27 protein-coding genes and 1 pseudogene are annotated in these 25,921 nt (G+C 65.7%); 18 read left to right on the top strand and 10 right to left on the bottom strand.

Annotated elements, in window-relative coordinates:
• Together BJ987_RS18675 and BJ987_RS18670 are read right to left on the bottom strand one after the other, a co-directional pair.
• On the bottom strand, positions 1 to 1,419 hold the full coding sequence (locus BJ987_RS18675; RefSeq protein WP_209891600.1) for an NlpC/P60 family protein: 1,419 nt from the start codon (positions 1,417 to 1,419) through the stop codon (positions 1 to 3).
• Between the two features lie 180 nt (positions 1,420 to 1,599).
• Entirely contained in the window at positions 1,600 to 2,169 is a 570-nt protein-coding gene (locus tag BJ987_RS18670; RefSeq protein WP_209891597.1) for an Rv1476 family membrane protein, read from the bottom strand.
• Positions 2,170 to 2,484: 315 nt separating this feature from the next.
• On the opposite strand from BJ987_RS18670, the gene BJ987_RS18665 reads away from it, so the two are divergent.
• The 4 genes from BJ987_RS18665 (at position 2,485) to BJ987_RS18650 (ending at position 7,377) form a co-directional block, all read left to right on the top strand.
• Entirely contained in the window at positions 2,485 to 5,301 is a 2,817-nt protein-coding gene (locus BJ987_RS18665; protein ID WP_209891594.1) for an aconitate hydratase, read from the top strand.
• A 129-nt stretch (positions 5,302 to 5,430) separates the two neighbouring features.
• Positions 5,431 to 5,997 (top strand): TetR/AcrR family transcriptional regulator, encoded by a 567-nt coding sequence (locus BJ987_RS18660; protein ID WP_209891591.1) that lies wholly within the window; start codon positions 5,431 to 5,433, stop codon positions 5,995 to 5,997.
• Between the two features lie 97 nt (positions 5,998 to 6,094).
• Complete coding sequence (locus BJ987_RS18655) at positions 6,095 to 7,165, top strand: LacI family DNA-binding transcriptional regulator (RefSeq protein WP_209891588.1); 1,071 nt, start codon at positions 6,095 to 6,097, stop codon at positions 7,163 to 7,165.
• A gap of 2 nt (positions 7,166 to 7,167) precedes the next feature.
• Complete coding sequence (locus tag BJ987_RS18650) at positions 7,168 to 7,377, top strand: hypothetical protein (RefSeq protein ID WP_209891585.1); 210 nt, start codon at positions 7,168 to 7,170, stop codon at positions 7,375 to 7,377.
• On the opposite strand, the gene BJ987_RS18645 is transcribed toward BJ987_RS18650, so the two are convergent.
• Positions 7,378 to 7,833 (bottom strand): GNAT family N-acetyltransferase, encoded by a 456-nt coding sequence (locus BJ987_RS18645; protein WP_209891582.1) that lies wholly within the window; start codon positions 7,831 to 7,833, stop codon positions 7,378 to 7,380.
• A gap of 129 nt (positions 7,834 to 7,962) precedes the next feature.
• On the opposite strand from BJ987_RS18645, the gene BJ987_RS18640 reads away from it, so the two are divergent.
• From BJ987_RS18640 to BJ987_RS18630, 3 genes are all read left to right on the top strand, one after another.
• A complete protein-coding gene (locus BJ987_RS18640) occupies positions 7,963 to 8,877 on the top strand; it encodes a LysR family transcriptional regulator (protein WP_209891579.1) in 915 nt (304 codons plus the stop codon).
• 113 nt (positions 8,878 to 8,990) lie between these two features.
• Positions 8,991 to 9,428, top strand: coding sequence for an SRPBCC family protein (locus BJ987_RS18635; RefSeq protein ID WP_209891576.1), 438 nt, complete (start codon positions 8,991 to 8,993; stop codon positions 9,426 to 9,428).
• Positions 9,429 to 9,557: 129 nt separating this feature from the next.
• A complete protein-coding gene (locus BJ987_RS18630; protein ID WP_209891573.1) occupies positions 9,558 to 10,469 on the top strand; it encodes a manganese catalase in 912 nt (303 codons plus the stop codon).
• 31 nt (positions 10,470 to 10,500) lie between these two features.
• Here BJ987_RS18630 and BJ987_RS18625 read toward each other — a convergent pair whose 3' ends face one another.
• Positions 10,501 to 11,007: a MarR family winged helix-turn-helix transcriptional regulator gene (locus BJ987_RS18625; protein ID WP_209891570.1), complete on the bottom strand. Its 507-nt coding sequence runs from the start codon at positions 11,005 to 11,007 to the stop codon at positions 10,501 to 10,503.
• Positions 11,008 to 11,077: 70 nt separating this feature from the next.
• On the opposite strand from BJ987_RS18625, the gene BJ987_RS18620 reads away from it, so the two are divergent.
• From BJ987_RS18620 to BJ987_RS18605, 4 genes are all read left to right on the top strand, one after another.
• Positions 11,078 to 11,578 (top strand): cupin domain-containing protein, encoded by a 501-nt coding sequence (locus BJ987_RS18620; RefSeq protein WP_209891568.1) that lies wholly within the window; start codon positions 11,078 to 11,080, stop codon positions 11,576 to 11,578.
• A 78-nt stretch (positions 11,579 to 11,656) separates the two neighbouring features.
• Entirely contained in the window at positions 11,657 to 12,076 is a 420-nt protein-coding gene (locus tag BJ987_RS18615) for an acyl-CoA thioesterase (RefSeq protein ID WP_209891565.1), read from the top strand.
• Positions 12,077 to 12,334: 258 nt separating this feature from the next.
• A complete protein-coding gene (locus BJ987_RS18610) occupies positions 12,335 to 12,793 on the top strand; it encodes a hypothetical protein (protein ID WP_209891562.1) in 459 nt (152 codons plus the stop codon).
• Between the two features lie 6 nt (positions 12,794 to 12,799).
• Complete coding sequence (locus BJ987_RS18605) at positions 12,800 to 13,762, top strand: MvdC/MvdD family ATP grasp protein (protein ID WP_209891560.1); 963 nt, start codon at positions 12,800 to 12,802, stop codon at positions 13,760 to 13,762.
• A 3-nt stretch (positions 13,763 to 13,765) separates the two neighbouring features.
• Here BJ987_RS18605 and BJ987_RS18600 read toward each other — a convergent pair whose 3' ends face one another.
• The 3 genes from BJ987_RS18600 to BJ987_RS18590 all read right to left on the bottom strand — a co-directional run bounded on the left by BJ987_RS18600 (position 13,766) and on the right by BJ987_RS18590 (position 16,427).
• Positions 13,766 to 13,999 carry a helix-turn-helix domain-containing protein gene (locus BJ987_RS18600; protein ID WP_209891557.1) on the bottom strand — a complete coding sequence of 78 codons (234 nt, stop codon included), beginning with the start codon at positions 13,997 to 13,999 and terminating at the stop codon, positions 13,766 to 13,768.
• Between the two features lie 83 nt (positions 14,000 to 14,082).
• Positions 14,083 to 15,714 (bottom strand): ABC-F family ATP-binding cassette domain-containing protein, encoded by a 1,632-nt coding sequence (locus tag BJ987_RS18595; RefSeq protein ID WP_209891555.1) that lies wholly within the window; start codon positions 15,712 to 15,714, stop codon positions 14,083 to 14,085.
• A gap of 563 nt (positions 15,715 to 16,277) precedes the next feature.
• Positions 16,278 to 16,427, bottom strand: a complete 150-nt coding sequence (locus BJ987_RS18590) for a hypothetical protein (protein WP_209891552.1) — start codon at positions 16,425 to 16,427, stop codon at positions 16,278 to 16,280.
• Between the two features lie 158 nt (positions 16,428 to 16,585).
• Between BJ987_RS18590 and BJ987_RS37335 the strand changes: the two genes are divergently transcribed.
• The 5 genes from BJ987_RS37335 to BJ987_RS18565 all read left to right on the top strand — a co-directional run bounded on the left by BJ987_RS37335 (position 16,586) and on the right by BJ987_RS18565 (position 20,446).
• A complete protein-coding gene (locus BJ987_RS37335; protein ID WP_245366029.1) occupies positions 16,586 to 17,131 on the top strand; it encodes an SAV_915 family protein in 546 nt (181 codons plus the stop codon).
• A 5-nt stretch (positions 17,132 to 17,136) separates the two neighbouring features.
• Positions 17,137 to 17,418 carry a hypothetical protein gene (locus BJ987_RS18580; RefSeq protein WP_209891549.1) on the top strand — a complete coding sequence of 94 codons (282 nt, stop codon included), beginning with the start codon at positions 17,137 to 17,139 and terminating at the stop codon, positions 17,416 to 17,418.
• Positions 17,403 to 18,491 (top strand): WXG100 family type VII secretion target, encoded by a 1,089-nt coding sequence (locus BJ987_RS18575; RefSeq protein ID WP_209891546.1) that lies wholly within the window; start codon positions 17,403 to 17,405, stop codon positions 18,489 to 18,491. Before BJ987_RS18580 ends, BJ987_RS18575 begins: the two co-directional genes overlap by 16 nt.
• A 58-nt stretch (positions 18,492 to 18,549) precedes the next feature.
• Complete coding sequence (locus BJ987_RS18570) at positions 18,550 to 19,338, top strand: hypothetical protein (protein ID WP_209891543.1); 789 nt, start codon at positions 18,550 to 18,552, stop codon at positions 19,336 to 19,338.
• Positions 19,339 to 19,981: 643 nt separating this feature from the next.
• On the top strand, positions 19,982 to 20,446 hold the full coding sequence (locus tag BJ987_RS18565; RefSeq protein ID WP_307869902.1) for an NUDIX domain-containing protein: 465 nt from the start codon (positions 19,982 to 19,984) through the stop codon (positions 20,444 to 20,446).
• Positions 20,447 to 21,153: 707 nt separating this feature from the next.
• On the opposite strand, the gene BJ987_RS18560 is transcribed toward BJ987_RS18565, so the two are convergent.
• On the bottom strand, positions 21,154 to 22,206 hold the full coding sequence (locus BJ987_RS18560; protein ID WP_209891538.1) for a saccharopine dehydrogenase family protein: 1,053 nt from the start codon (positions 22,204 to 22,206) through the stop codon (positions 21,154 to 21,156).
• A gap of 98 nt (positions 22,207 to 22,304) precedes the next feature.
• Here BJ987_RS18560 and BJ987_RS18555 point away from each other — a divergent pair, with 98 nt between their 5' ends.
• Positions 22,305 to 23,162, top strand: coding sequence for an AraC family transcriptional regulator (locus tag BJ987_RS18555; RefSeq protein ID WP_209891535.1), 858 nt, complete (start codon positions 22,305 to 22,307; stop codon positions 23,160 to 23,162).
• A gap of 1,029 nt (positions 23,163 to 24,191) precedes the next feature.
• On the opposite strand, the pseudogene BJ987_RS38230 reads toward BJ987_RS18555, so the two are convergent.
• Positions 24,192 to 24,335, bottom strand: a pseudogene (locus BJ987_RS38230) (helix-turn-helix domain-containing protein); the annotation flags it as partial.
• A 243-nt stretch (positions 24,336 to 24,578) separates the two neighbouring features.
• Here BJ987_RS38230 and BJ987_RS18545 point away from each other — a divergent pair.
• Positions 24,579 to 24,803, top strand: a complete 225-nt coding sequence (locus BJ987_RS18545) for a hypothetical protein (protein ID WP_209891529.1) — start codon at positions 24,579 to 24,581, stop codon at positions 24,801 to 24,803.
• Positions 24,804 to 24,826: 23 nt separating this feature from the next.
• Here BJ987_RS18545 and BJ987_RS18540 read toward each other — a convergent pair whose 3' ends face one another.
• Positions 24,827 to 25,831, bottom strand: coding sequence for an LLM class flavin-dependent oxidoreductase (locus tag BJ987_RS18540; RefSeq protein ID WP_209891525.1), 1,005 nt, complete (start codon positions 25,829 to 25,831; stop codon positions 24,827 to 24,829).
• Positions 25,832 to 25,921 lie beyond the last annotated feature (90 nt).

The following is a 25,921-nucleotide window of genomic DNA, read 5'->3' as shown; positions in this document are numbered from 1 at the left end:
TCAGTCGATCAGGCGCACCGCGTACGGCATGAGGCCGCCTTCGCGGACCGAGGTCACCTTGACCACGTCACCGGATTGCGGGGCTTCGACCATCTGCCCGTCGCCCAGATACAGCGCGACGTGCTCGCTGCCGTTGGGTCCCCAGAACAGCATGTCTCCACGCTGCCGATCCTCGACGGGAACCCTTGTGCCCATGGTGTATTGGTAGCCGCTGTAATGCGGCAGCGACAGGCCGACGCCCGCGAAGGCGTAGATCATCAGCCCGGAGCAGTCGAAGCCGACCTTCTCGAAATCACCGTGCGCGTCGGCGACGCCACCGTCCCGGATGCCCAGGGTGGGGCCGTTCTCGTCGCCCCCGCCCCAGGCGTAGATGACGCCCAGTTGGGACAGGGCGCGGTCGACCACGATCTCGATGGCCGCCGAGCCGCGCACCGACGGCTGGGACGGGCGCGTCTTGCTGCGGCGCGGTTGCCCGTCGTCGCCCAAGGAGGCGTGCGGGCGGTGACCGTCGGCGAGCGCGGCGGCCCGGTCCCGCGACTGCTGGTCGCCGCCGGCGCGGGCGCGGGCCTTGGCGGCGGCGCGGTGCATGGCGGCTTCCTCGGCTTTGCGCCGCTCGTCCCAGGCCACGAACGCCTCACGCTGGCCCTGCAGCCCGGCGACATTCGTGCGCGCCTGCTCCAGGCGGGCTTGGGCGGCGGCCCGGTCGCGCAGCAGTTGATCGCGCCGGGCCGTCTGCTGTTCCAGTTCGGCCTTGGCGGCGGCGACGGCCTGTTCGGCTTCGCGCTGCTTCTGTTCGGCGGCGGCCGCGGCGGCGTCGGCTTCGGCTTTCGCCCGGCGGGCGACGGAGTTCTTGTTGCCCAGCTCGATCTGAGCCCGTCGTAGCTCGGTGAGCATCTGTTGTTTGTTCTTGGTGACCAGGCCGACGATCTGCGAGCGATCAATGGCGTCACCAGGGCTTGCCGCGCCCAGGTGGCTGAGCATGGAGTCCATGCCGGGCCGGGTGTAGGCCTGGGTGGCGAAGCTGTCGAAGTTCTTCCGGGCCTGCTCGACTTCGGTTGCCGCACCGGTCAATTCACTCTGGGTCTGGAGCACCCGGGCAGCGGCCGCGTCGGCTGCTTCCCGGGCGATCCGCAAGTCGACCAGCGCCTTGTTCACCGCTTCCCGCCGGGCGGCGACCGCGGCGTCGAGCTCGTGCAGTTGCTGATCTGCCGCGGCGACCTCGTTGATCAGTCCGCCGACCTCGCCCACCCGCGCCTCGACCTGCGCGCCCGCCTCGGCGATCTGACCGTCGCTGGGATTGGGTGGCGCGGGCGGCACGGCTCTACTCGGCCCCGCCGCCGCGAGCATTACCGCGCAGATCAGCAACCCGAGGGCGACCGAAGTGGAGCGTCGTGTGACGGGATCGCCGTTCCTGCGCATCGCACCTCCATGGATTCGAAATCCAGCCTGGCGGTTTTGAGCTCACAGGAACCTTAGGACACTTCAGTCACTAAAGAAACTCTAGTAACAGAATCACAGCGATGTAATTCATGCTGGTCAGCGCGTTATCCAACCCCGCAATGGGAGAAATGACGGAAAGCGGACCGACCGTTCGGAAAACTACGGGCGAGAAGAACTGGACACCGGCACCGCATCCCCGTTCTCCACATTCCGGCGGCGCGACTTCACCAGATACAGCCCACCGATGGCCAGGACCGTACCCGCTAGCAACACGCTGGTAATCGCGGTCCAGGACAGTCCATCACCTGTTTCCAGCCGGTCGACGAAGATCTGCGCCGCCTCGGTGGTGTGCCCGCCACCCTTGTATTTGGCGGCGTCCTCGGCCCATTCGAGCCGGACCCGGCTGATCGAATCGCTGTACGTGCCGACCCAGTCGTCGCTGAAGACCACCACGGTGCCCTGTTCGCGCTTGCCGACCTCGGTGGCCAGGTCACGTAGGCTCGAGTCGTGTCCGGGATTGCCGGGAACCACCACAATGCTGAGCTCGATCCCCTGGGACCGGGCGTCGGCGGCGATGGTCGCGAGCTGAGGCATGGGCTTGTTGGTCAGATTCGCGACGTGATCGTCCGCAAGATCAGGAACGATGACACTCCTGATCGTCTTATCGGTGACGGGCGGCGGCAGTTCCGCGGCCATGGGTCGGAACACCGAAGTGTGCGAGACGGTCATCTTCCATCCGGTCTGTCGAGCCGCATCGGCAGGCGAGGCGACGGGCATCCATCACTACGGGGTGCACTCACCCCGAATAGCTCGAAAGCACAGTACGCGAGGCAGTCTCGCATTGGTGGCGCGACGCCCGCGAACCGGCCACCCCCGTCGCCGCCACGCCCCGGTCGAGCGGCCCCCGGGCGTTTCACAGGACAAGCGTACTGTTAAGCTCAGGCATGCGAGGAACCAGCACCTCACGGGGCTGGAATCCTCCGAAGACGTAGGCCGACGGCACAGCCCCGCCGACGGCCACCCTCACAGACGAGTGGAGCTGACGTGACGAAGAGTATCGATTCTTTCGGCGCCAAGGGCACCCTCGAGGTCGGAAGCAACTCCTACGAGATCTTCCGTCTCTCGGCCGTGCCGGGCACCGAGAAACTCCCCTATGCCCTGAAAGTGCTCGCGGAGAACCTGCTTCGCACCGAGGACGGCGCGAACATCACCGCCGACCACGTACGCGCCATCGCGAACTGGGATCCCTCCGCCGAGCCGGACACCGAAATCCAGTTCACCCCGGCCCGCGTGATCATGCAGGACTTCACCGGCGTGCCCTGCATCGTCGACCTCGCCACCATGCGTGAGGCCGTCACCACCCTCGGCGGCGACCCGAGCAAGGTCAACCCGCTCTCCCCCGCCGACATGGTCATCGACCACTCGGTCATCCTCGACGTGTTCGGCCGCGCCGACGCCCTCGAGCGCAACGTCGACCTGGAGTACGAGCGCAACGGCGAGCGCTACCAGTTCCTGCGCTGGGGCCAGGGCGCCTTCGACGACTTCAAGGTCGTCCCGCCGGGCGTCGGCATCGTGCACCAGGTCAACATCGAATACCTGGCGCCCACCGTCATGGTCCGCAACGGCCAGGCCTACCCCGACACCTGTGTCGGCACCGACTCGCACACCACCATGGTCAACGGCCTGGGTGTGCTGGGCTGGGGCGTCGGCGGCATCGAGGCCGAGGCCGCCATGCTGGGCCAGCCGGTCTCCATGCTGATCCCGCGCGTCGTCGGCTTCAAGCTGACCGGTGAGATCAAGCCCGGCGTCACCGCCACCGACGTGGTGCTCACCGTCACCGACATGCTGCGCAAGCACGGCGTGGTCGGCAAGTTCGTCGAGTTCTACGGCAAGGGCGTCGCCGAGGTGCCCCTGGCCAACCGCGCCACCCTGGGCAACATGAGCCCCGAATTCGGTTCCACCGCGGCGATCTTCCCGATCGACGAGGAGACCATCAACTACCTGCGCCTGACCGGCCGCAGCGACGAGCAGCTCGCGCTGGTCGAGGCGTACGCCAAGGAACAGGGCCTGTGGCACGACGCCGACAAGGAGCCCGCGTACTCGGAGTACCTGGAGCTGGACCTGAGCACCGTGGTGCCCTCCATCGCCGGCCCGAAGCGCCCGCAGGACCGAATCCTGTTGTCGGACTCCAAGACCGCGTTCCGCAAGGACATCCACAACTACACCAACGACGCGGAGAGCGGCCCGGCGTCGGTCACCCCGCACACCAATCTGGACGAAGCCATCGAGGAGTCCTTCCCGGCTTCCGATCCCGCCGTGCTGTCCTTCGCCGAGGATGACGCGGTGCTGCCCTCGGCCGCCAACGGCAATGTCGGGCGTCCGTCCAAGCCGGTCAAGGTTTCCGATCCGGAGCGCGGTGACTTCGTGCTCGATCACGGCGCCGTCGTGGTCGCGGGCATCACCTCCTGCACCAACACCTCCAACCCGTCGGTCATGCTGGGCGCGGCCCTGCTGGCGCGCAACGCGGTCGAGAAGGGCCTGTCCTCCAAGCCGTGGGTGAAGACCAACATGGCGCCGGGCTCGCAGGTCGTCTCCGACTACTACGAGAAGGCCGGCCTGTGGCCGTACCTGGAGAAGCTGGGCTTCTACGTGGGCGGCTACGGCTGCACCACCTGCATCGGCAACACCGGCCCGCTGCCGGAGGAGATCTCCAAGGCGATCAACGACAACGACCTGTCGGTCACCGCGGTGCTCTCGGGCAACCGCAACTTCGAGGGCCGCATCTCCCCCGACGTGAAGATGAACTACCTGGCCTCGCCGCCGCTGGTCATCGCCTACGCGCTCGCGGGCACGATGGACTTCGACTTCGAGACCGATCCGCTGGGCCAGGACACCGACGGCAACGACGTCTTCCTGAAGGACATCTGGCCGTCCGCGCAGGAAATCGACGACACCATCAAGACGGCGATCAGCCGGGACATGTTCACCAAGTCCTACGCCACCGTTTTCGAGGGTGACGAGCGCTGGAAGAACCTGAGCACCCCCGAGGGCGACACCTTCGCGTGGGACGAGAACTCGACCTACGTCCGCAAGGCGCCGTACTTCGACGGCATGCAGATGGACCCGACCCCGGTCGAGGACATCAAGGGCGCGCGCGTGCTGGCGCTGCTGGGCGACTCGGTCACCACCGACCACATCTCCCCGGCCGGTCCGATCAAGCCGGGCACCCCGGCCGCGCAGTACCTCGACTCGCACGGCGTCGAGCGCAAGGACTACAACTCGCTGGGCTCGCGTCGCGGTAACCACGAGGTGATGATCCGCGGCACCTTCGCCAACATCCGGCTGCGCAACCAGCTGCTGGACGACGTCTCGGGCGGTTACACCCGCGACTTCACCCAGGAGGGCGGCCCGCAGGCGTTCATCTACGACGCCTCGCAGAACTACCAGAAGGCCGGCATCCCGCTGGTCGTGCTGGGTGGCAAGGAATACGGCTCCGGTTCCTCGCGTGACTGGGCCGCCAAGGGCACCAGCCTGCTCGGCGTCAAGGCCGTCATCACCGAGTCCTTCGAGCGCATCCACCGCTCGAACCTCATCGGCATGGGCGTCATCCCGCTGCAGTTCCCGGCCGGCGAGTCGGCCGCGTCGCTGAAGCTGGACGGCACCGAGACCTTCGATATCGAGGGCATCACCAAGCTGAACGAGGGTGTGACTCCGAAGACCTTGAAGGTGACCGCCACCAAGGAGAACGGCGAAAAGGTGTCGTTCGACGCGGTGGTCCGGATCGACACCCCCGGTGAGGCCGACTACTACCGCAACGGCGGCATCCTGCAGTACGTGCTGCGCAACATGATTCGCGGCTAGTCACCACACCGCCTGCTGAAAGTTGGGTCCGCGCACCGCATTACGTGCGGTGCGCGGACCTCTCCGCATCAACGCTTTCCGGTACTGCCCCACGCACTAAAAAGTCTCAGCGCTCGGAGGAGTCCGCCCATGCCCAAGGTCAGCGACGATCACCTTGTCGCCCGGCGCAACCAGATCCTCGACGGCGCCCGCCGCTGCTTCGGCGAGTACGGCTACGACGGCGCGACCGTGCGCCGCCTCGAGGAGGCCATCGGCCTGTCCCGCGGCGCGATCTTCCATCACTTCCGCGACAAGGACGCCCTGTTCTTCGCCCTCGCCCAGGAGGACGCCGAACGCATGGCCGACGTCGCCGCCAACCAGGGCCTGGTCCAGGTCATGCGCGACATGCTGGCCCACCCCGAGCAGTTCAACTGGCTCGGTACCCGGCTGGAGATCGCCAGACGCCTGCGCACCGACCCCGACTTCAGAGCCGGCTGGACGCAGCGCTCCGCCGAATTGACCGCCGCCACGCTCGCCCGCCTGGAACGCCGTAAGGCCGCCGGTGCCCTTCGCGACGACGTGCCCACCGATGTCCTGCTCGGTTACCTGGACCTCGTTCTGGATGGTCTCATCGCCCGCATCGCCTCGGGCCACACCAACGAAAACCTTTCCGCCGTGCTGGATCTCGTCGAAGCCTCGGTCCGCCGCAAGGACTGAACCGACTCCCGAAAGTTCGCCCTGGCGGCGCACCGCTCTCTTCTGTATCGTTTTAGTAGAACGATTTAGTAAATCGATACAGACAGGTGCAAATCCCATGCCGCCCAAGGCGACCATGAAGTCCGTGGCAGCGGCGGTGGGCGTTTCGATGTCCACGGTGTCCAACGCCTACAACAAACCCGAGCAACTCTCGGCCGCCCTGCGGGAACAGATCTTCAGCGCGGCCCGCGAGCTCGGATACTCCGGTCCGGACGCGGCCGCCCGCACGCTGCGGGGGCGGCGAGCCGGTGCGATCGGGCTGCTGCTCACCGAAGAGTTGTCCTATGCGTTCTCCGACCCGTTCGCCGTCGGACTGCTCGCCGGGCTCAGTGAAGTCGCGGAGCGGACGCGAACCGGCCTACTGCTGATTCCGCTGCCGCGCTTCGAACCGGGAGCGGACGCGGAGGCCATCCGGGAGTCGGTCGAGACGGTGCGCAACGCCGTGGTCGACGGGGTTGCCGCCTACTGTGTCGATGCGAATCATCCTGCGCTGGAGGTTATTTCGAGTCGCGGGTTGCCGTTCGCGCATTCCGACGACGACTTCCCCGGACGGCGGGTGGTGATCGACGAATTCGCCGCCACACACCGGGTCGGCGCTCATCTCGCGGAGCTGGGCCATACCGAGATCGCCATGGTGGTCGATTGCGGGCGAGCGACCACGACACCGTGCGAAATCACCGATACCTCAGTGCTTTACAACAACGCGCGGCAGCGGGTGCGGGGTTTGCGGGCCGGGCTCGGCGCGCACGCCGAACTCACCGTCGTCAGCGGCGGCCACAACTCGATGGAATCCGGCATTGCCGCCGCCGAGCTGGTACTGGATCGCCGCGACCCGCCGACCGCCATCGCCGCCGCCGGCGACGTGCTGGCCCTCGGCGTACTCGAAGCGATGCGACGGCGCGGATTGGTGCCGGGGCGCGATATCTCGGTCACCGGATTCGACGACATCCCGGCCGCGGCGAGCGCGGGCCTGACCACCGTCCGCCAGCCGATCCGAACCAAGGGGCAGTTGCTCGGGCGCATGCTGCTCGATCCGTCCTATACCGAAGAACGCGTCGTGCTGCCCACCGAGCTGGTCATCCGATCCAGCACCGGCCCGGCGCCCAGCCGACCCACCGGAGAGGAATAGTCATGCTACCCATCGCCGCCGACCTGGCCGTCAAAGCCGTACGGAGCCAAGCCAACTCGGCACTGCCGTGCGCACCGGTCCGCGCCGACGCCGCACCGCGCACACCCCATTTGCGGGTGTGGGCGGCCGCGTTGCTGCGCGCGTCCGCACAGCGCAGCGTTCGCCTGGCGGACCGGCTCGACCACGCCCCCGTCCACCTGGCGCATCGATAGTCAATCGGTCAGGTCGTACTTCATGAATACATCGGCGCGGGAGTAGGGACTCTGCCGCAGACTCCCCGGCGGCACATGGACGAACCCGACCGACTCATACAGGTGCACCGCGTTGGCGAGCCGCTTGTTGCTTTCCAGGTACAGCGTGGTCGCGCCTTGCCCGCGGGCGTAGTCGATCGCGGCCGCCAGCACGAGACGGCCGATGCCGCGGCCCCGGTGCTGCGGCGAGACGCCCATCTTCGAGATCTCGTAGACGCCGTGGCCCTCCGGCACCACCGCACCGCACCCGACGATCTCCTCTCCGTCCCGGGCGATCAGCACTTGCCCGCCCTTCGCGACGATCTCGGTCTCCGGATTGTCGAGGAGATGCGCGTCCGCGGGTTCCAGGGAGAAGTAGGCGCGGATCCACTCCTCGTTGATCTCCTTGAAAGCCCGCGCGTCGGCGGCGCTCCGCATGGGCGTTACGACGAGGGAACCGCGCTGATCAGAGGCGAGGGATTTCGTTTGCTGAGGCACTCGACCAGCATGCCCGCCCGCGAACCATAACGTCCAATACTTGATTACTGCGATCGATAAGATCAACTTATGATCGACGGTGTCGAGCTCCGCCACCTGCGCTACTTCCTGGCGGTCGCCGACGAACTGCATTTCGGGCGCGCCGCCACGCGACTGCACATCGCCCAACCGGCCCTGACCCAGCAGATCCAGCGGCTGGAAACCCTGCTCGGTACGCGTCTGCTCGACCGCACCTCGCGCAGCGTCGCCCTCACTCCCGCGGGCGCGGTCCTGCGCGAACGCGCGGCCGCGGTGCTCGGTCATGCCGCCCGCGACCTGGACGAGGTCGCCCGCGTCGGGCAGGGCAGCCAGGGCCGGTTGTATCTCGGCTTCGTGCCCTCGGTGCTGCCGCTGGAGCCGCTGCGCGGAGTACGCCTGTTCCGCGAGCGCTACCCCTTGGTGGAGGTGGATCTCATCGAGGGCTACACCTCCCGGATGATGGAACAACTCAGCAACGGCGGGCTGGACACCGCGATCGTGCGAGACCCCGACGACCTGCCCGGACTCCACGTCGCCCCCTTGATCACCGAGCCGTTCGTCGCGGTCCTGCCCGCCGATCACCCGCACGCCGGTCGCTCGACCATCACCGGAGCCGAACTCGCCGACAACCCGCTCGTCTTCTTCCCCAGGGCCGCAGGCGCTCTCGCCTACGAAAAGAATCTCGCGCCCCTGCTCGAGACGGGTCGACGCACCCGCGTAGTCCAGGAGGGCAACACCTGGACCACGATCATGTACCTCGTCGCCGAAGGCCTGGGCGTCACCATCGCCCCGCGCAGCGCCACCTTCACCGCCCCCACCTCGGTCCGCATCATCCCCCTCTCCGGAACCGACGCGGACACAACGATCTACGTCGCCCACCGAGCCGACGACGACCGAGCCTTGATCCGCAACTTCCTCGCTTTGCTCCCGAATCACGCGGGTATCCGTTCACCTGCGAAAAACTGACGCCTGAACCCTCTGTGAGGCATGTCCGGTCAGGTTTACCGGCGGTCGGCGGAGGTAGTACGCACGAGTCGGACTGCCCGGCGACCTGCCGGGCCGAAGGGAGCGGTGGGCTGATGGTCGAAGTCAGGTTTGTCGTGAATGCGCCGGTCAAGCAGGTGTTCGACGTGCTGGCCGACGGGTGGTTGTATGCCAACTGGGTGGTGGGGGCGTCGCATATTCGGGATGTCGATTCGGATTGGCCGCAGGTGGGGTCGCGGATTCATCACAGTGTGGGGCCGTGGCCGTTGACCATCGATGACACCACCGAGGTGGTCGCGGTGGACCCGCCCCGGTTGCTCGAGTTGAAGGCTCGGGCGTGGCCGGCGGGGACGGCGTCGATTCGGCTCGAGCTGACCGGTGACGAGGCGACCGAGATCCGGATGACCGAGGAGGTCAGCGGCGGGCCGGGGCGATTGCTGCCGAGTCCCCTGCAGGGGTTGCTGCTCTCCCCGCGGAACACCGAATCGCTGTCCCGGCTGGCCGATCTGGCGGTCGGACGGTTCCGCGGTTAGCTGCGATCAGTCGTATCGAACCGAAACTGATTGTGACACAAAACAATTCGAGTTCGACCGCGTTTAACCCTGACGGGTGGCGGTATCCGTGGCGCGAAAGGATCCACATTCGAGTCATCGGAGGCCATTGTGTTCCGTCACACCGATCACCTGCAGTTCGATGTCAAGCCGGAGAAGCCCGACCCGGTGTACGCACGCAAGCTCCAAGAGCTGATCGGCGGCGCCTTCGGTGAAATGACCGTCACCATGCAGTACCTCTTCCAGGGCTGGAACTGCCGGATGCCGGGCAAATACAAAGACATGATCATGGACGTGGCCACCGAGGAGATCGGTCACGTCGAGATGATCGCCACCATGGTGGCCCGCCTGCTGGAGGGCGCGCCCGCCACCAAGGCCACCCAGGAAGCCATGGCCGACCCGGTGGTCGCCGCGGTGCTCGGTGGCATGGATCCGCAGCAGGCGATCGTTTCCGGCGGCGGGCCGACACTGTCGGACAGCAACGGCGTCCCGTGGAACGGGCGCTACATCGTCGCGAGCGGCAATCTGCTCGCCGACTTCCGGGCCAATGTGACCGCCGAGTCCCAGGGTCGCATCCAGACCGCACGGCTGTACCACATGACCGACGACCCGGGCGTCAAGGACATGTTGAAGTTCAACCTGGCCCGCGACACCTATCACCAGAACCTCTGGTTGTCCGCTATCGCCCAGCTGAAGGCCGATGGCATCGAGGACACCATCGCACCGAACGCGCTGCTCGACGAGGAACACTCCGAACACGCGACCAGCCTGTGGCATCTGTCCGATGGCACGCAGTCCGATCAGGGCATGTGGGCCACCGGCATGGCTCCCGACGGCGTGCACAAGAACGGCTTCATCCGGGACCCGCAGCCCTTGGGCGAGAAGGCTTCCGCTCCGGCGCCCGACCCGAAGCTGTACGTCACCTACGACGGCTCGCAGGGCGAACCCCGCTCGAACGCGTTCGGCACCGAGGCGGGACTGGTCGGCAAGATCAAGGATGCGGTGAAGCCGGATAAACCGTGACCCTGCTGCCCGGCTTGGAGGCGGGGTCGCGCTAGGACTCCGCCTCCAAGCTTTCCAGTAGTACTCGCACGATGCGGTCGAGTTCACCGCGATCCCGCGCGGAAAGGGCGGCGAGCAACCGGGTTTCGTTCTCGATGTGCTCGCCGACGACTCGGTCGATCAATTCCCGGCCCTGCTCGGTGAGTGCCACGCGCACGGCCCGGCGGTCGGCGGCGTCGGCGCGGCGGCGGACCAGACCGGCGGATTCCAGCCGATCCAAACGGCCGGTCATACCGGCCCGGGACAGCATCAGGGTGTCGGCGAGGACCGAGGGGTTGAGCTCGAACGGCTCCCCCGAACGGCGCAGTGCCGCAAGCACATCGAACTCACCCACCTGCAAGCCGTGTGCGGTGAACACCGCTTCGATCTTCGGCATGGCGACGGCCATGAGCCGGCCGAGCCGGCCCAGGATGGCCATCGCCCGCAGGTCCAGTTCCGGTCGCTCCCGATGCCACTGGTCCGCGATGAGGTCGACCGCGTCCTTTTTCGATTCGCCCATGGACAGGATTCTATTCGCCAAGATATAGTTCGGTAACGAATTATCAACCAGCGAATGACCTGGAGTTCCCATGAGCACCGTCGCCACCCGCCCCGCCGCCATCCGTCAGCCTCACGAAGCCGAGATCCTCGGCACTCCCGCCACCCAGGTCCGGCTGCTCATCGACGCGAACGAGACCGGCGGCGCGGTCAGCACCGTGGAGGTCACCATGGCGCGGGGCGCGGACGGGGCCGCGCCGCATTTCCACACCACCTCCGACGAGCTGTTCTACGTCGCCGAGGGTGATCTGCAGGTGCTCACGGGGGACAAGATCGTCACTGTCGGCGCGGGCGGGTCGATCGTGGTGCCGAAGTACATGCCGCACGCGTTCGGCGCCGGCCCGGACAGCTCGGCGCGGATCCTGATCGCGCTCATGCCGGGCGTGGAACGGTTCGAGTACTTCCGGCTGCTGGACCGGATCGGCAAGGGCGAGTCCACTTTCGAGGAGTTGCTGGCCTCCCAGGAGGAATTCGACAACCACTTCGTCGACGCGCCGCAGTGGTGGGCCGAGCGCAACGCGAACCGGCGGTGAGAGCCGCGCCGCGGAAATGTGGTCCAGCTATCAGGTGAAACGGGAACAAACCCGCGGTCCGGGCAGGTTCGCCAGGGCATGACCTTCTCTGTCCCCATTACCGTACGCGGTTACGAACTCGACAGCCTGGGCCACGTGAATCAGGCCGTCTATCTGCAGTACGCCGAGCACGCCCGCTGGGAATTGCTGCGCGCCGCCGGAGTGGGGCAGGACAAACTGCTGACCACCGGTTACGCCCCGGTGGTCCTGGAGAACAACATCAAGTACCAGCGGGAGCTCCGCGCCGGCGATGAGATCACGGTGACCTGCGAATTCGAATGGACCGAGGGCAAGACCTTCCGGATGCGCCAGGAAATCCGCAAACTCGACGGCACCGTCTCCGCCTTGGTGACAGTGACCGGCGGCGTGATGGACCTGACCGCACGCAAGCTGGTGGCCGATCCGCGGGCGCGGTTCCGCGCCTTCGCCGAGCGCCCGGAGCTGTTCGGCCTGCAATAACACACTTCCTCGCGAAAGCGCCGCCAATTCTGGGCAATTCGCCCGGAAAATCTGCCACCCGGAAATAGCTCCCGGATTGCTCGATGCTGGGTGGCAGGTCACCGAAAATCTTTCGGTGCAAGCCCATCCGGTTCCTGGACCCGGTTTGCCACCGGTGCTGAAATCTTTCGAACCGGGCCGAACAGGGATCTGCCCGCGTTATGATCCAGTTCCCGCTCGGGGGCCCTGGCTAATCGCGAGCAGATCGGAGTGCACGTTATGACGGACGCAATCAATCTCCCGGGTTCCGTGCCGTCGGGCGATCGCATTCCCGCTCTGCAGGGCGTTCTGGTGGCCGAATCGCCGTGCGACATCAGTGTGCGGGTCGAGGAGGGGACGTGGACCTTCCGCCGCTCCGACGTGCTGCGCATCCTGGATTCGGCGACCCTGGCCGGCCCCGCGACCGCCGGTGATTCGGTGCTGGTCGACATCCGCCCCGGCGCGTTCGCCGACTTCACCCAGCGCCGTCGGATCGATCTGGTCAACCGGCCGATGACTCTCGCCGCGGAACCGTCGGCGGCGCTGGGTGACGAACTGCTGCAACAACTCACGGCATCATGGGCCGACCGGTTGCAGCTCGTCGACGTCGCGGGCGGCAACGGCGCGACCTTCACCTATTGCCAGACCAAATCGCACAACGGCAGCGACGACGGCATCAGCTGCGACAGTCTCGACTGATCCGCCATGGTGGCGCGCCGCCCCGGTTCGGTCCTCATCGTCTCCGAAACCGACGATCTGCACGCCACCGCGATGGCGGCGACGTTGCGGGAACACCACGGGCTCAACCCGATTCATCTCGACCTGCGTGACTTCCCGCGCGAGTCCGGCAGCTTCCGGCTGGACCGGCACGGCACCTCCCGCTCCATGTCGCACGTGCTGGGCCTGGACGACGTCCGCTCGGTGTGGTGGCGACGGCCGCATCCGGCGCAGGTGCCCGGCGGCGTGCGCGCCTCCGACGACGCGTTCCGGCAGGCCGAATGCGACGGGTTCATCCAGGGCCTGCTCTGGTCCATCCCGGCTGCCTGGATCAACGACCCCGGCGCCGACCGCACCGCGAGCCGCAAGATCGTGCAGTTGGAAACCGCGCAGCGGGCCGGGTTCTCGGTGCCGGAGACACTGATCACCAACGATCCCGACGAGGCCCGGAGCTTCACCGAATCCCGGCCCGGCGCAGTGGTTTACAAGCGCACCGGCACCGGCCGCGGTGAATTCGCCGAAACCAGGATCATCACCCGCGCCGACTTCCCGAAACTGGCGGGCATCCGCTCCGCCCCGACCACGTTCCAGGACTACATCGACGCCGAGTGCGATCTGCGCGTGGTCTGGGTGGACGGGGTCGAGTGGGCGGTACGAATCGACTCGCAGGCAGGTGTCGGGCGCGTCGATTCCCGCCTCGACACCTCGGTCGAGTTCAGCCGGGAACAGTTGCCCGCCTCGGTCAGCAAGTCTCTGGCCACCCTGATGGGCGCGCTGGGCCTGAGTTTCGGCGTCTTGGACCTGCGACTCGGCCTCGATGGTGCGTACTACTTCCTCGAGGTCAATCCGCAGGGCCAATTCGCCTATCTCGAGATCAAGACGGGCCTGCCTATGTTCCGCAGCCTCGCCAACCTGCTGGTCGAGGGTGACGGAGCGGTTCCGGGGTACTAGTTCCTACTGTGCCTTGCGCCGGTTGGCGCCGCCGCGGCTGCGGAGCTGCACATGCGACTCCACCAGCACATTGTGGATGAAGCCGTAGGAGCGCCCCGTCGCCCGCGCCAATGACCGGATGCTGGCACCCGCCTCGTACTGCTTCTTGAGTTGGGATTGCAACCGGTCACGTGACTTCCCCGTGACGCGGGTGCCCTTACCCAATGTGGACTTGCCTGATGATGGCCGATCGCTCATGGCTACCTCCGAGTCGCCGAGCAGCGCGTCATTCCAGGCTAAGCAACTATGCGGCCGTGATCAACGGGTGTTTGTGATGAAAATCACGCAAGCTGAATAAGTTCCAAGTATTCGGCCGACCAGTGATCCTCCGTGCCATCCGGCAGTAGAATGACCCGCTCCGGTGACAAAGCCTCCGCCGCACCCGGATCGTGCGTCACCAGAACGACCGCACCCTGATACGTGCGCAACGCATCGAGCACCTGTTCGCGTGAGACCGGATCCAAGTTGTTGGTGGGCTCGTCGAGCAGCAGCACGTTGGCCGAGGAGGACACCAGGCCCGCCAGCGCCAGCCGGGTCTTCTCACCACCGGAGAGCGTGCCCGCGGGCTGCTCGAGCTGCGGTCCGCTGAACATGAACGCGCCCAGCAGGCTTCGCAGCTCCTGCTCCCCGGCGTCGGGTGAGGCGTGCCGGATGTTCTCCCACACGGTGGCGTTGTCGTCCAGGGTGTCGTGCTCCTGCGCGAAATATCCGACCTTGAGGCCACGGCCCGGCTCCAGACCGCCCGCGGTAGGCGTCTCGACGCCGGCCAGCAGCTTCAGCATCGTCGTCTTGCCCGCGCCGTTGAGGCCGAGGATGACCACGCGGCTGCCCTTGTCGATGGCGAAATTGACACCGGTGAAGATCTCCAGCGAGCCGTAGAGCTTGGTCAGATCCTTGACCATCATCGGCGTCTTGCCGCACGGCGCGGGTTCCGGGAACTTGATCCGCGCTACCTTGTCGGCCACCCGGACCTCGTCCAGGCTCGCCATCAGCTTGTCGGCACGCTTGGTCATCTGGTGCGCCGCGGCGGCCTTGGTGGCCTTCGCGCCCAGCTTCGCGGCCTGCGCCTTCAGCGCGCTCGCCTTCTTCTCCGCGTTCGCGCGCTCACGAACCCGGCGTTGCTCGTCGGTGGCGCGGGCGTCGAGATACTTCTTCCAGCCCATGTTGTAGACGTCGGCCTCGCCGCGCACGGCGTCCAGGAACCACACCTTGTTCACCACGTCGGCCAGCAGCTCCACATCGTGGCTGATGACGATGAGGCCGCCGTCGTGGCTCTGCAGGAAGCCGCGCAGCCAGGTGATGGAGTCGGCGTCGAGGTGGTTGGTCGGCTCGTCCAGCAGCAACACCGTGTCCGAACGACCGCCGCTGCCGTCGGAAGCGGCGAACAGGATGCGCGCCAATTCGATTCGACGGCGCTGACCACCGGACAGCGTGCGTAGCGACTGGCCGAGCACCCGGTCGGGCAGGCCCAGGCTGTTGCAGATGCGGGCAGCTTCGCTCTCGGCGACATAGCCGCCGAGCGAGGAGAAGCGCTCCTCCAGCCGGCCGTACTTGCGGACCGCCTTGTCGCGTTCGTTGTCGTCGGCAGTCTCCGCCATCAGGGCCTGCTGCTTCTCCATATCGTGCAGCAGGGTGTCCAACCCGCGCGCGGACAGCACGCGGTCACGCGCCAGCACGTCCAGGTTGCCCTCTTTCGGGTCCTGCGGCAGATAGCCGATATCGCTGGAGCGCACGATTTTTCCGGCGTACGGCTCGCCCTCGCCCGCCAGAATGCGCAGCGTAGTGGTCTTGCCCGCGCCGTTGCGCCCGACGAGACCGATCCGGTCGCCCGCCTGCACCCGCAGCGCCGGCCCCGGGGCCGTCAACAGGGTGCGGACTCCGGCCCGGACCTCCAGGTCGGTCGCGGTGATCACAGACGGGCTCCTTACGGATTGGGCGGTGCTGGGCGGTTGCTGCTCGATTGTGCGGCGAATCGAGCACAAGAACCACCGATTTTACCCGGGGGGCCCAAAACACCAAGGTCATGGGCCGTAGATCACACGGCGAGGGCCTCAGAGTCCAACTTTGCTCCAACTTTCGTGGGTTTGAGGTCTTCGAGGGCGTCCGTGTTGTCGACCACCAGTCGCTTACCGTAGCCGTTGGGATCGATGTAGTAGTGAGTCGCGATTCCGGCCCCATCCGCGTGCCCCAGCTGCGCACTAGGGCCTGTCCTCGAAGTCGGTGTGGTTAGTCGGATCTGGACATCCGACCCGGCGTACCGGCAGCACGGCCAGAGCCCGCGCGCGGGCGCTCCTCGTTGTCCAGGGGTGCCGCGCACCGATCCCTTAAAGAGTGGTCGCTCATACAAGATTGGACGCAGCAATCCCCGAATCGGTGCCACCCAAATTGGGAGCGGTCCTGGCACACTTTTAGTGACTCCGCTCGGTCTGCTTCGCGAGGAGGACTCAGTTCCGGAGCAGGCCGAAGTGGCTCGGCCTTACATGGTTCGCCTGTTAATCTCGATGCGGTTGACATCGCCTTCGATGACGCTGCTCCAGTCGAGACTCACGCCGTAACGCGCGTCCGCCGGAAGGTCGGCGAATTTGGCAGCGAACCTGTGGGCATCGAGCGATGTTTGCTCGTGCACACTGACTTTCGTATAGTGCCTCGGAGCGACACGTTTGGTCAACCAAACGACCGGTGGTGTCCGCTCAGTGGCGGCGGCACACGAACGGGGGGTATGCCGATTCCGGAGAAGATCACGTTGTCCGCATCATCGGCCAGCGCCTACGAAGAGGTGCAGTGATGGCTGGCCAGCCCTTCTACAACCACTACGACGACCCTGACGAAGATTGGGATGAGGTGCCGCTCCGGCCGACGCCCAAATCCTCTCCTGCGGACGCCGCTCCATCCCGGGACGTCGCCCCGCCCGCCTCCTACAGCCAGGCCTCCTCCTACGGAACGCCCCGCTCGGAGTCGGCCCCCTATCCTGCCGATCCAACCCCTCCGGCGCCGGGAGCCCCTGCACGTCCCGACGCGTCGGCCATCGGGATGCGGCCTGCCCCCAAACCCATGCCAAAGAACTTTCCTCCAGTCGTCTACCTGCCGGTGCTGGCGGAGGTTCAAGAAATTGAAGACGCGCAGATCATGATGAGAAAGACCCGTGACGGCCGGATTGCGTGCATGGCCTACTCGGCTCTGGATCGTCTTCATGAATGTTGCGGAAGTGATCAGCCATGGATGTGGACTACCACGGTTTCGCTTGATGCTCTATATCAGGCTCGGCCTTTCGACATCCTGCTCCTGGATGTTTTTATTCCCGAAGAGCATAGAGGGAACCCGCGAGCATGACAGAGATGAATATCGATCTGGACACGCTGGCAACCATCGCAACTACGCTCGCGACGTCGAGTACGGAACTCGATGGCACGAGCAAAAAAACACCAGACAGCATCGACGCCGGAACTGTAACGCCGTCCGTGTTGGCCATCCTATCGGTGGTGCTGGACGGTGCCGGACAACTCGTAGTGGGCCTGGCTGCGAGCGCTGATGCTGTCACGGAGGCTGCAAAGAAATACAAGGAACAGGACGACACCATAGCTGACACAATTATTCTTGAGACGTGGAAGCTGGGGTAGCAATGTCTATTGATACCAAGATCGACGGTGACCCTACGAGCATTCGCGCCGTAGCTGCATGGCTCCGTGACACGTTGGCTAGCCAATTGTCGGCCTCTGCAGACGATCTCGCCAAAGTGAAGGTCCAAGCTGATTCCGCTTGGGAGGGTGCGGCGGGTGATGCCTTCGCAACAAAAGTGCGGAACACGGCCACGAAGACCGACGAATTTGTTACCAAGGTCCGGGGATACGCCACGGAGTTCGACACTCTCGCGGGTCAAGTGCAACAGGCGCAGGCGGACATGGAGACGATTCGCAGGAACGCCACCGCTGCGGGTCTGTCCGTCAAGGAACAGGTCATCGAGAAGCCTAGCGAGAGCGACGGCGACAAGATAGCGGCTTACAACACTGCCGCACAGGCGGCGGAAGAAGTACGGGGAAAGGAGGGTTTCTGGGGGTCTACGTGGAAAAACATGCAGAACGATGTCAAGGATAAGTGGTTTGTCGTCGTTGGAGATCTGGTAAACGGCGCCGCAGGCACCCTGTTTACAAAACACTCGTCAACGCTTCTGGCAAATTCGGCCGTGCTGTCCAGTGACGCTCTCAAAACGCTGATCGAGGCCAAGAATGCCCCAGCAGGCACCCCGCGAGCGGCCCTCTATCGAGACGTTGACTGGAGCCGGACACTGTTCAAAAACGCTGGCGAGGCGTTAGACGATGCCGCAAAGGCCAAAGCAAACGGCGCGAAGATCGGCTTGAGAGCAGGTGGCGCGCTAGCAGTCGTGGGTGTCGCATATGACATCTATAACGGAAAAGACCCCGAGCAGGCCATTGTCTCCGGAGTAGGCGGTTTCGCTGCCTCGGTTGCCGCGGGTGCGGCGATCGGCACATTAATACCGGTACCCGTTGTGGGAACTGCCGTTGGGGCGCTCGGCGGGGCGGCGGTAGGCCTCTTCACCTCGGGAGCGATCGATTCGATGTACACGAACGGTTTAAGCGTGAGCAGCGCGGTTGACGGCGGAGCGAACGCGCTCGAGGGGGCTGGTAACGCGATCGGTGGCGGTGTCTCGAAGGCGTGGAATGCAATCTTCTGAGAAAAACCAGCCTCGTCGTCCATGGCCAGGATCACCCCGGCAGGTAACAAAGCGCGTCATGTCGACGGTCGTACTCTTCGGGCTAGTTGTTCTCTGCGCTGTCGGCGCGCTGGCTATGTGGCGCAGTGGGGATGCTGCGGCACAGGTTGTCTCGAAATATGTTGCACTGTTCGGTCTCGCGATGGTCTTCGTCCTCGCGTTGGGAATCCTTGCGGATCTCAGAATTGCCTACCGGTCCGCGGTCAGGCTTGATCGAGAACACGGCATACCAGCAACGGTTGTGCCTGGCTCGAGTGCCTACTTTGGGCTGTATCAAGCATTCTGGCTGTGTTTCGCGACCATATTCACTGCTGCCGCAATCGAGACTGCAGGAGCCGCTTGGCGTACCCATTGGCCACTGGTCGTGGTGTTTGCCAGCATCGGATTATTCTCTGGATCCACACCAATGCTTGCTGTCGCCGGAAGACTACGGCGCGGCCGAATCGCGATCACCGAAACCGAGATAATCCACTACGGCTGGAGTTCGCAATCATCCCTGGGCTGGGACTTTGCCAAAGTGGGTACTGCGTTCGAACGGGTGCCACTGATCATCGTGACCGGCGTGGCCGGCACGGAGCCGCGCTTCACCACACCGAGCCTGGAACTAAACGGCAAGACACGACGGCTGTGGCAATTGGACCGCCTGCCTCTCGCTGGCTGGATCTTCCTGGAATGCCCGCGCTATTCAGTCGACGGTACCACTCTCTTCCGCTATCTAACGTTCTACGCCGAGAACCCTGCAGCACGAGCGGAACTCGGGACAGCGTCCTCCGTGGAGCGATGGCGAGCGATCGAGGAAGGGCACTGAGCTTTTCCGAGTAGCTTTCTATCGCTATCCTGCCGTTACCCAAGTCGCCGGTCGACCATGTCGCAAGCCAGCTGACCGGAGACGACCTGCAGCCCCGGATGGTCGGTCACTGCCGACCGCCCCGCGTAGCAGGACTCCGAGTTTTCAAATTCAATGCGGAGAGTGTTGCGGCAGCTCGCCGGTGGAACGCTTGTCCCGAGCTCAGATCGGGAAGTTCGGACGAAGATCAACTAGATCACGATGTCAGATCTCGTCAATGTAGCCAGTGTTGCGGTCGCTTTGGTCGGTGTTGCTAGGTCCGCTGTTGTCACACCAGAAATTTATGAGTTGTGCGTACAGGTCGACGCCAGATGATGATTGGCGGGGAATATGTTGGCGGTTATCGATTTTCGGTATACAGGCTTCGATCAACGGACGGTACTGCGTGTTTCGCAGCCACAGGATTCGTATTTTGTGGAGCGCGTCATCGTGGTTGTTGAGGCGCAGCGTGCCAGCAATCTCGAGAACTACTCCCCGAGGTCTGCTCTCCCATTCGCTTCTCTGCTCTTCGTAGCATTCGTTTTGCCGCGCGAAGGTCGCGGTTCACAACGAGGGTCCGGATCGCGGCGAGAGCTTCAGCTCCCTCAATCGCGCTGAGCGGGGCATTCTCAGGTGCGACGCTGGCGAGTCCACAGCACAAACTGTGGTCAAGGAAGTGCGGGAAGAAGCCGGGCTCACTGTGGAGCCGCGAAAGCTAGTGGCTGCCTTGGACCGTGACACCCAGGGCCACCCACCCCCGCTGCTGTTCTCCGTGCTGAAGATGTATTACCTCTGCGACGTCATCGTCGACGGCGGCGTACCAGATCCGCTAGAGACTGCGGCCGTCGACTGGTTCTACATCGATGAACTGCCGCCCCTGTCCACAACACGGATCCTCGAGCACCAGATCCAGATGTTTCCATGCCCACCGGCTTCATCCAGAGCTGCCCGTGCTGTTCGGTTGACAGGCCGATCCTGCGCCCTTGGGCCGACCGTGATCGCGATTATCGGCCTCCGGGCACGTCAGCTCGATTTCCGGCTCGGGGTTCTGGGCGATGGCATGCGTGCCGGTGCACGATGTGTGGGGTGACCGAATAGAACGTCAAAGCCACCGGGCACGTGGCCGAGCTGCCCTGCGATCTGTCGGTGCAGTACGCGTACGGCCAAGGTCCTGCGCCCGCGTGGGCAAGGTCCGGCCGAGCTATGCCAAAGCATCCTCTGCCCGGGGAACCCTGGTCTTGCCCAGCAAACGCCGTATGGATTTGATGGACCGAGGTCGGGATCAACAGATCGAAAAGGACAGAGCCATATGAGTTTTCGACGGGCGATCGCCACCGTATCGGTAGTCGGCGCATGCGCGATGCTGGGAGTGGGCGCGCCTACCGCACTGGCCGAGACCGGCCCCGGGGCAAGCGGATCGACGACGGGTAGCGCCAGCGCGTCCGGGCTGGTTTGCATGTTCCAATGGGCACTCTGGTGGGGCGGCAGCGCGGGGCATCCGACCCCTCAGTATCCGTGCGGCCCGCTCGGGTAAATGGTGGGACCGCGCTCGCCGACGTTACGTCGGCGAGCGCGGATCACGTTGTTGCAGGAGTTCGGGCCGACGATCAAATAGGCGTTCGGAAATCCTGCCACCGTCAGGCCGGCGAGCGCTGAGCCGCCGTCTCGCCATTGCTCGGCCAGTAGCACGCCATCACGGCCACGAACATCTGGTCCGGATGGGAATTGGTGTGTGCCCATCAGCGGTGCGGATGCCCCTCGCCATCGCACGAGCCCGCAGTGAAACAGCTCACGTGATCAGCGATCTTCGATGGTCCAGCGCAGGCCGTGTGGTCGCAGTGCCGCGAGGAAATCGGCCGGGTCGAACGCCTGCGCCGGCGCGAGGACGCCGGCGGACGGCGGGCTGGTGGCGAGCCGCAGCGCCGCTTCCACGGCGGTCAGCGCGGTGGTGCCGTAGGTGTCGGGTCCGGTGACGACGCCGCGTGCGCGGCGGCCGTCCTCGGCGACGGCGTCCAGCACGATGGTCCAGGTGCAGGCTGCCCGTTGCGCGTCGTCCGGGCCGACCGGCAGGGACTCGATCATGTCGTCCGTCAACGGGGTCGCGAAGAGCGCGCGGGTGGACTCCTCCACCGCGCCCCGAACGGTGCGCACCTGGAGGTGACGGGGTACGGAGACGGGCTCCTGCAGTGGGAAGGGCGCCAGGGCAACGGGTTCCGGCGCACCGGGAAGAATCACGGGTACGAAGGGGGCGAAAGGCCCGTGCTGCCAAGCATTGTCGAGGTAGGCCACTCCCCCGTCGGTCATAGCATCGGAAATGCCGAGCATGGTGCGCAGCGAGCCGCGGGACATGGTCGTCTCGCCGCCGAAGCGGTGCACGGAAGTGAGTTCGGCGAGCGGGCCGAGGTGGTCGCCCAGCAGGTGGGCGAGCAGGTCACCCGGGATACCGCCGTCGGTGGCGGCGGGGACGATGGTGACACCGGCGGATTCGGCTGCGGCGGAATAGGTCTCGTAGACGTGCTGGAGGAACGGTTGCTCCCCGCAGGTGTCGGCATAGTGCGCCCCGGCCTCGATAATGGCGGCGAGGACACGGTCACCGGTGGGAGTGAATGGACCCGCGCAGTTGAGGACCACATCCGCGCCGCTGAAGGCGGCCACCAGCGCGGCGTGATCGTCGATTTCGGCCGCGCGCACCTCCGCGCCGGGCATACCTGCCTGTGCCGCAGCCGCTTTGAGCTTGTCGGCGTCGCGGCCGGTGACGCGGGTGGTGATGTTGCGGCGAGCGAGTTCGGCCAGCACGAGGACACCCTGGAAACCGCTGGCGCCGTAGACAGCAATGGTGTGATTCGACATGAATTCACCGTAGGCAGGACGCTCGAGTCAGCCAATGATTCCCGAGCTCAGATTGATACGCGAAAAGCTCATGACTGCGCCTGTGCCACACTGGATTGGTGGATGTCCTGAGCGACGTGATTTCAGCGATGCGGATCGGGGTGCCGCACTCCTCACACACTCGGCGCGTCGCACCCTGGCACGACTATTTCCCCGCGGCACCGGGCGCGGGGTTCCACATCGTGCTCGCCGGTTCCTGCCTGCTCGTTCCCGACCACGGCGCACCCAGCACCCTGCGCGTCGGAGACGTCGCTTTCCTGGCGCACGGCATCGGGCACGCACTGACCGCGATCCCCGGCGAGACCGATGCCGAAACGGTATTGCTCTGCGGCGCATACCAACTCGACCCATCCCGAGCCCACCCGCTACTGGACGGCTTGCCGCCGGTCCTGCACCTGCCCGCCCGACTCGGCCACGACGCCTCGGTCCGCGCCACCGTCGAACTGCTGGCCGCCGAGCTGGAGCACGACCGGCCGGGCAGCAGCAGCACCGTGATCGCCCTCCTGGACGTGCTGCTCCTGCTGATCCTGCGCACCTGGCTGGGCGAAACGAACCACCCCGCCACCGGATGGGCTGCGGCCCTGCACGATCCAGGGATCGCGGCCGTCCTGCGCGCGATGCACGAGAACATCGCTCACCAGTGGACCATCCCGGAACTGGCCGCGCTGGCGGGAATGTCCCGCGCCACCCTCACCCGCCGATTCACCGCCCTCGTGGAGCGCGCCCCCTTGGCGTACCTCACCTGGTGGCGCCTGACCACCGCCGCCCGACTCCTGCGCGACACCGACGCCACCTTGGCCGCCATCGCCGACCAGGTCGGATACACCTCCGAGTACGCGTTCGCCGCCGCCTTCAAACGGCAGCACGGACTCGCGCCTGGCCGATTCCGCTCGGGAACGTTGCCGCACGCGGGGTAGGAGCCCGCTCGGCATAGGAGACCGATCGCGTTCTTACGGCCGCCGGGTATGGGCTGAGGTTCTCGTGATCTCATCCATGAGCAACCGCAATGTCAGGGAGTGCTTCTCCGGGGGAAGCGCGTCCAGTGCGGCATGTGCCAGTTTCATGCCTGCCCGGGGATCGCCGGCTCGAACCAGCATCAAGCCCTGGTGCATGTCGAGGTGGGTTCGGAAGCGGGGCAGTGTCGCTGGCAGTTCGGCGCGCGCTGCCTCCTGGGCGGCGGTTGCCAGCCGCTCGTCCCCGAGTCGGGCGGCCAGCAGTGACTGAAAGACGTTCACACGCCACCACGGCACCGCGTAGTCGGAGGTCTGGTCCACTGATCCGGAACGGTCGAATTCGCGGCGGCCGGCATCGGCGAGGGCCATCGCTGTGCCCTGATCACCGTGGATCGCTGCCGCGTGCGCTTTGCCCCACAGTGCGTTGAGACGGCCGAGGCTCGGTCGGTCGTCGATGCCGAGGGCTTCGTCAGCGAACTTGTGCGCGACCGGCAACGCGGCCCCTTCGTAGCCGAGCGCGATGGCGGCGCGGCCGCGAACCCACACCCGGATCGTGGTGTCGCCGGACCGGTCGGCGGCGACGGCGGCCATCTCGTACCACCGGATCGCCTTGGTGCCATCCGAACCGGGGTACGTCTTGGCGAATAAGGTCATCAGCCGGGCGGCCACGGCCCACAGGCGCGGGGTGTCCAGTTGTTGCTGCAGCACGACCAGGTCAGCGGCCAGTCGGCGCTGAATGTCGGCCGCACCCTGGCTCATGTAGTCGGTGCCGTAGATGGCCAGCCTGGATTCCCATTCGTCGACGCCGGGTCCGAAACGATGCAGGCGTGCCGAAAAGCCTTGCGCCAGTAGGTCCGAGGCGACGACGGGCGCGACCGCTGTCGCGGCCAGATGCGAAAGGAACTCCCGGCGGTGCACGTCGGCCGCCAGCATTTCCGGTGCGCAATCCAACACAGTCGCCAGGTGCCGCAGCCAGAACGACGACGGCTCGGTCTCGCCGGATTCCCAACGCCGCGAAATGTATTCGCGACCGATATTCGCGCCCGACGACTTGCACAACTCATCGGCGAGTCTGCCTTGGGACCACCCTTTAGCCAAGCGAAGTTGCCGGATCAGGTCGCCGGTACCGCTGCCCATCTGTCGATCTTCCCCTTGTGCGGTCGAGAGCCGCCAGCATTGCGGCCACAGCGGCGCGAATGCCACCCCCGATGCCACTACTGCCGGACCAGCATCCGGACAGGCGACCGAGTCGGCGTGCCACTGCCGGTGCCACTGCTCAGCGGCGATCCTCGCAGGAAGGCTGGGCAGCCAGACCCCATCGACAGGATGGTTCGAGGCCGGCCACGGGGTGAACGACCGACCGCAAGGGCAGGGGCGCGCATGAACACCGATGACGGATTGCCACGACGAGTGGTCAAAGTCGATTTCGGAGCACCGAAACACCCGACCCTCAGCTATACCGCGCCACCGGATGTGATCGCGCGATTCGTTGTGGCCTTAAGGCTTTGGAATCCTGGTTACCAGGTCGAGGTCGAGCCGCTCGACCTCGATCCGGGCGCAAAAGTGCCGCCGTTGCCCTATTGGCGGTTGTTCGCGTGGGATTGACCACCTACCCCAGCGGGGACCCTTCAGATCGACGCGGACACGTCCGCCAGCACCTGGCCGGTCAACTCCACCGAGCGCACGCGGTCGTCGATCTCACCGGCCTGGTGCGTGGTGATCAGTTCGTCGGCGGCGATGGAGCCGGCGAAGTCCTCGAGGTAGGCGCGGACTTCGGTGGGGGTGCCGACGGCGGTGTAGCGGGTCATGCCGGCTAGTTGACTGCCGTTGGGCGAGGCGAGGAAGGCGTCGATTTCCTCGTCGGTGAAGTCGCCGGCGGCGGGGCCGCGGGCGATCATGGCGCGGGCGCGGGTGCGGTAGGCGATGGTTTTCTGTTCGACCGCGGCGTCGTGGTCCTCGGCGGCGAAGACGTTGATTCCGGCCATGACGTAGGGCTCGGCCAGCTGTTCGGAGGGTTTGAAGGTGTCGCGGTAGACGGCGACGGCCTCGTGCAGGGCGTCGGGCGCGAAGTGCGAGGCGAAGGCGTAGGGCAGGCCGAGGTGGGCGGCGAGCTGTGCGCCGAACAGCGAGGAACCCAGAATGTAGAGGGGGACAACGGTTTCGGCGCGGGGCACGGCCTGGACGCCGGAGACGCGCGTGTTCCCCGTCAGGTAGCCCTGCAACTCCAGTACGTCGCGCGGGAAGTTCTCGGCCGTGGCCGGATCGCGGCGCAGCGCGTACATCGTCTTCTGGTCACTGCCGGGCGCGCGGCCGAGCCCGAGGTCGATCCGGCCCGGGAACAGGGATTCCAGGGTGCCGAACTGCTCGGCGATCACCAGCGGTGAATGGTTGGGCAGCATGATGCCGCCGGCGCCGAGGCGGATCGATTCGGTGTGGTTCGCGACATAGCCGATCAGCACGCTGGTGGCGCTCGAGGCGATGGAGCGCATGTTGTGGTGCTCGGCGTACCAGACCCGGCGGTAGCCGGTGCGTTCGGCGGCCTGCGCGAGGGCGACGCTGTTGTGGAAGCTGTCCCGTGCGGTCTGGCCGCGGGTGACGGTCGCCAGATCCAGGATCGAGAGTGCGAAGGGCATACGAGGTTGCAACGTCCGAGGTGGTCCCGGATATTTCGTCACCTGGCTCACGCTGGTCCGATATGAGTTCAGATATCGGCAGACACCCGG

The organism is Nocardia goodfellowii (assembly GCF_017875645.1).
GTDB lineage: Bacteria > Actinomycetota > Actinomycetes > Mycobacteriales > Mycobacteriaceae > Nocardia > Nocardia goodfellowii.
The sequence above is the reverse complement of the archived record's forward strand: the minus strand, read 5'-3'. Positions and strand labels throughout refer to the sequence as shown.